The organism is Pseudomonas sp. (genome assembly GCF_026224925.1).
GTDB lineage: Bacteria > Pseudomonadota > Gammaproteobacteria > Pseudomonadales > Pseudomonadaceae > Aquipseudomonas.
In genome coordinates, this window is record NZ_JAMFRV010000242.1 from 1 (window position 1) to 5,519 (window position 5,519).

Here is a 5,519-nt window from a genome sequence, read left to right on the forward strand (position 1 = left end):
CCTGGCTCAGCAGTTATCGCAGATTCATGGTGTTGGTTTGATCGATTTTCAAGGTGAACAATAGCCAGCGGTACGGGTGCAGATTGATCCGGATGCACTGGCCGCGCGTGGTCTGACTCTGGAAGACGTGCGTAGCATTATCGGCATCAGTACCCTCGATCAGCCCAAAGGCAGCCTCGATGGTGAATACCGCTCGATCACCTTGGGCGCGACCGACCAGCTGCTTGACCCCAAAGGTTATCGCGATCAGGTTGTTGCCTATAAAAATGGCGTGCCGATCAAACTGGGTGACTTGGGCAAAGTCATCGACGGCGCAGAAGATACCCAGCAGGCGGCCGCTATCGGGGGCGAGCCGGGAATCATCGTCGACATCCACAAGCAACCCGGTTTCAACGTGTTGTCGACCATTGCTACGATCAAAGCAAGACTGCCATCTCTGACTGCCCAGTTGCCCAAGGACGTCAACGTTGAGGTGGTGGGCGACCGTACGCAAACCATCGAAGCCTCAGTCAACGATGTGCAGTTCACGCTGTTGCTGTCGATTGGCCTGGTGGTGATTGTAATTTTCGTATTCCTGCGCAAAGCCACGGCGACCTTGATCCCGGCGATGACCATTCCATTGTCGCTGGTGGCGACCTTTGCCGTGATGTATGTGCTGGGCTACAGCCTTGATAACCTGTCGATCATGGGCCTGGCGATTGCCGTCGGCTTTGTGGTGGACGACGCCATCGTGGTCATGGAAAACATCGTCCGCCATTTGGAGATGGGCAAAACCAAAATACAGGCGGCAGTGGAAGGGCTTCAGGAAGTGGGTTTCACCATTATCTCGATGACCATCTCGCTGATCGCCGTATTTCTGCCGATTCTGTTGATGGGTGGGATTGTCGGCCGTTTGATGCGTGAGTTCGCGGTCACTGTCAGTGTTGCCATTTTGATGTCGTGCATCGTGTCGCTGACGATGACGCCGATGCTCTGTGCCTGGTTGCTCAAACACGAAAAAGACGAGCCCGAGCCAGGGCGCTTTTCCCTTGCTTGTGAGCGCGCGTTCAACAGCATTCACGACGGCTACAGCCGCAGTCTCGATTGGGTCCTTGCTCACCAGCGGCTGACCCTGGCCGTGGCCATGGCGACCTTCCTGGCAACCGCAGCCCTGTATGTTTACATTCCCAAGGGCTTCTTTCCGCAACAGGACAACGGCCTGATTCAGGGGATTGCCGAAGCCGCACCGGATATTTCGCCTAAAGCCATGCGGGCACAAGTTGCGCTGCTTTCAGAAATTGTGGGTGCTGATCCGGCCGTTGCCAAAGTGTATTTCTGGGTCGGGCCTAACCCGACCATCAGTCAAGGCAAGGTGATGATCAACCTTAAGCCGTTTGCCGACCGCACGGCCTCGGCGCAACAGGTTATCGCGCGGTTGCAGCCGCAACTGGATAAAGTTTCCGGCATCAAAATGTACATGCAGGCCAACCAGGACATCCAAATCGGTGGCCGAGCCAGCAAGACTCAATACCAATACACGCTTCAAGACCCTGACAGCGCCGAGCTGGACCATTGGAGCGGTGTGTTGCTGGCCAAACTCAAGACGTTGCCACAGTTGCAACACGTGACCTCCGACCAACAACGCGCCACGCCTCAGGCAACCTTGGTCATCGACCGCGCCACCGCCTCGCGGATGGGCGTCACGGTACAAGCCATCGACGACGTGCTGTATGACGCCTTTGGGCAACGTCAGATCGCGACAATGTTCACCGCACTAGACCAGAACCACGTGATCCTCGAACTTGATCCTAAGTGGCAGTTGTCGTTGCAAACCCTCGGTCACTTGTATGTACGTTCCAGCAGTGGTGCGCTGGTGCCATTGAACTTGCTGACCGATCTGAAGAGCGAATTAGTGCCGATCATCATCAACCACCAGGGCATTTTCCCAGCGGTGACGTTGTCGTTCGATTTGGCCCCGGGGCACGCGTTGAGCGAGGCGGTCAATGCGATTGAGCAAGCATCATTGGCGATCGCATTACCCGATAACGTTCGCGGTGGTTTCCAGGGTACTGCCCAAGCGTTTCAGGATTCATTGAAATCGCAGCCTTGGCTGATTCTCGCTGCCATTTTGACCGTCTACATCGTGTTGGGGGTGCTGTATGAAAGCGCGATTCATCCTCTGACGATTATCTCGACCTTGCCGTCGGCTGGTTTCGGTGCACTGTTGGCGCTGATCATTTGCGGCCAGGACCTATCAGTATTGGGCATGATCGGCATCATCTTGTTGATTGGTATCGTCAAGAAAAACGCGATCATGATCGTCGATTTCACCTTGGCTGCAGAGCAGCAAGGCATGTCCCCGGCCGATGCGGTTCGCGAAGGCTGTCTGTTACGCTTGCGGCCGATTCTGATGACGTCGTTGGCAGCGCTATTGGGCGCCGTGCCATTGGCTTTCGGGCATGGCGCTGGTTCGGAATTACGTCAGCCTTTGGGTATCGCCATTGTGGGCGGGCTGTTGGTGTCTCAAGTGTTGACGCTGTACACGACACCCGTTGTTTATCTGTGGTTTGACCGCTTGCGCAGCCGCCGTAACATCGCCGCCGAGTTGGCCACAGCGTGATAACCTCATGATTTTGAACGCATGACGCTCAGGCCCGTCCAGATAAATGTTATGAAAAATAGGAAGAATTTTGACGTTATTTTCATTAGCCACCATGAACACTAAGCGTCAAGGTGGCGTGCATAACGAGCAATGTAAGGAAGGACCATGCGTATTCTTGTTGTCGAAGACCATAAAGATATTTTAGATAGCATCTCCGAGTACATGGTGCTTAAGGGTTGCGAAGTAGTCGGTGCGGCGGACGGTTTGACCGGCTTGCACCTCGCGGCAACAGAGACGTTTGACGCGATTATCCTCGACGTCATGTTGCCGGGGATGGATGGAAATCAGTTGTGCAAAAACCTTCGGGAACACGCGCGACTGGACACACCGATTTTGATGTTGACCGCACGGGACGACTTGCCTGATCGCTTGAAGGGTTTCAAGTCCGGTGCGGATGATTACATTGTGAAGCCGTTTGCGCTGTCGGAATTACTGGCGCGAATCGAAGCCATCGCCCGTCGAAAAAAGGGCCTGCAGAGGCGCATCATCCAGATTCATGATCTGGTGTATGACCTGGATTCCCTTGAGGTCACTCGCGCCGGGAAACCATTGAAACTGAATCCGATCAATCTCACGCTTTTGTCCGTGCTGATGCTTCGAAGCCCGGCGATTGTTCGTCGCCAAGAGCTGGAAGAGGCGGTGTGGGGCACCGATTTACCTGATAGCGACAGCCTTCGAAGCAATATTTATTTATTGCGCAAAGTGGTGGACAAAGGTTTTGATATTCCGTTGTTGCATAACTATCACGGGGTGGGTTACAGGATTCATACCTCTGCTTAGAGCTGAGCTGAAGTAATATTTTGTAATGATTGAGGCGGTCATTAACGGAATTTTCACAATGGATTAACTTGGTTGTGACGCGCGATTAGTTAGTTTATTGCCCCTGACTAAGGGAGATGGTAGATGACTAATCCAATCAAGCTGAAGTTCTCCGAGAAGTATGACGCGGCTCACGCTCAACAGTATTTTCTCAAGCATAAAGACGGCGCCTCACGACGACTCTCCCATTGGCGGGATGAGCAGCTTGCCCGCAAAGCCTTGTTTCTGGCCGGCGATCCCACCGTTGTTCTGGACCTTCCCTGCGGTGCCGGAAGGTTCTGGCCGCTATTGGCAGAGAAAGCCAATCGAGTGATTATCGCGGCAGATAACTCAGAAGGTATGTTGCAGACGGCGCGTACTTCGCAACCGCCTGAAGTCGTAAAGCGTGTGAGAACTCTGCAAACATCGGCATTCGCCATCGACATGGCTGACAACTCAGTTGATAGTATTTTTTGTATGCGTTTGTTACATCATATTGGGGATGCACAGCACCGCTTATCACTCCTGAAACAATTAAACCGTGTCACCCGTGAAACAGTGATTATCTCTTTATGGGTGGATGGAAACTTCAAAGCCTGGAAGCGTAAACGCCAAGAGCGACAGCGCACTTCTGATGGAAAAGAGGATTATCAGAATCGCTTTGTGATTCCGGTGGCCACGGCGGAAGCGGAGTTTATCCAGGCAGGCTTCGAGATTCAGGAGCGTCTGGACTTTCTGCCGCTGTATGCCATGTGGCGGGTGTATGTGCTGCGTAAGAAATAATCTGCCTTCGTAACTGCCTGGAGTGCACGCTGAGGATGCAACTAGGCCCGCTGTGAGCTTAGTGACCGTCTTTTCGGGGAAAGGTTTTGAGGGAACTTGTGGGTCTTTCGACTATCAAGCTACTTACGGTGTTGATACCTTCACGGTGTTGGCGCAGGTCGGTAATTGCCCGGTGTTCGGTTTCGAGTGCCGCGGAAAATCCCAAAGGACCCTGACTTATGATGACTCAAGACAAACCTGTATGGCTGATCACCGGTTGTTCCACTGGCTTCGGCCGCGAGCTGGCCAAGTTGGTATTGGCCCGTGGCTGGCGCGCCGTGGTCACCGCGCGTGATCCGTCAACACTCACCGATATTATCAAAGGCCATGAAGACTCGGCGCTGGCCTTGGCGTTGGACGTCACCAACCGCCAGCAGATCAACGAGGCAGTGAGCCAAGCCAAAGCGCGTTTCGGCCGCATTGATGCATTGGTAAACAACGCAGGTTATGGCTACCTCGCGGCGATCGAAGAGGGCGAAGACGACGCTGTGCGGGGGATGTTCGAAGCCAACGTGTTTGGTCTGGTTAATATGACCAAGGCGGTGTTGCCGATCATGCGTGAGCAGCGCAGTGGGATCATCATCAATATTTCTTCCATCGGCGGCATCGCCAGCTTTGGCGCCACGGGTTACTACCACGGCACCAAATACGCGGTGGAAGGCATTTCCGAGTCGCTGGCAATCGAAGTAAAACCGTTGGGCATCGATGTGCTGATCGTCGAGCCAGGTCCGTTCCGTACTAATTGGGCGGGTCCGTCGATCAAGGCCTCGGCGATTGTGATCGATGACTACGACGCCACCGCCGGTGAACGGCGCCGTCAGACGTCTCAGCGCAGTGGTAACCAGGCGGGTGACCCGGTGCGTGCTGCCCAAGCTATCATCGACGCCGCTAGCGCGAAAAACCCACCGCTGCGTTTGTTGCTGGGTAAAGCAGCGTTGGAGTTGGCCCGTAAGAAAATTGAATCACTGCGCCATGATTTCGATACATGGGAAAGCACCACACTGGGGGCGGATTTCCCAGAAGGGCAGTGAGGGTTGGCACCCACAACGATCTGTGCCTCACCCTGATCCCGGTGGGAGATTCTATGGTGGTGATCAAGCCATAATCGCGCTTTTAGTGTGATATTCGCTTTGATTTTTCATCAGGGAGAATGCCACTCGAGCGAGTTTTCGGGCGAGCATGACCAGTACTTGAGTTGTAGCTTTACCACCGCTTCGGTGTTCTTCGTAAAAGCCTTTCCAGGCTGCTGATCGACTCG

At 54.1% G+C, this 5,519-nt stretch carries 4 protein-coding genes and 1 pseudogene; 4 read left to right on the forward strand and 1 reads right to left on the reverse strand.

Going from position 1 to position 5,519, the window contains the following annotated elements:
• Nucleotides 1-76: 76 nt before the first annotated feature.
• The 4 genes from M0974_RS10510 to M0974_RS10525 all read left to right on the forward strand — a co-directional run bounded on the left by M0974_RS10510 (nucleotide 77) and on the right by M0974_RS10525 (nucleotide 5,292).
• Entirely contained in the window at nucleotides 77-2,599 is a 2,523-nt protein-coding gene (locus tag M0974_RS10510) for an efflux RND transporter permease subunit (protein ID WP_297835992.1), read from the forward strand.
• 147 nt (nucleotides 2,600-2,746) lie between these two features.
• Nucleotides 2,747-3,421: a response regulator transcription factor gene (locus M0974_RS10515; RefSeq protein ID WP_297835994.1), complete on the forward strand. Its 675-nt coding sequence runs from the start codon at nucleotides 2,747-2,749 to the stop codon at nucleotides 3,419-3,421.
• Nucleotides 3,422-3,544: 123 nt separating this feature from the next.
• On the forward strand, nucleotides 3,545-4,222 hold the full coding sequence (locus M0974_RS10520; protein WP_297835997.1) for a class I SAM-dependent methyltransferase: 678 nt from the start codon (nucleotides 3,545-3,547) through the stop codon (nucleotides 4,220-4,222).
• Between the two features lie 218 nt (nucleotides 4,223-4,440).
• Complete coding sequence (locus tag M0974_RS10525) at nucleotides 4,441-5,292, forward strand: oxidoreductase (RefSeq protein WP_297835999.1); 852 nt, start codon at nucleotides 4,441-4,443, stop codon at nucleotides 5,290-5,292.
• A 63-nt stretch (nucleotides 5,293-5,355) separates the two neighbouring features.
• On the opposite strand, the pseudogene M0974_RS10530 reads toward M0974_RS10525, so the two are convergent.
• A pseudogene (locus tag M0974_RS10530) lies at nucleotides 5,356-5,519 on the reverse strand (IS110 family transposase); the annotation flags it as partial.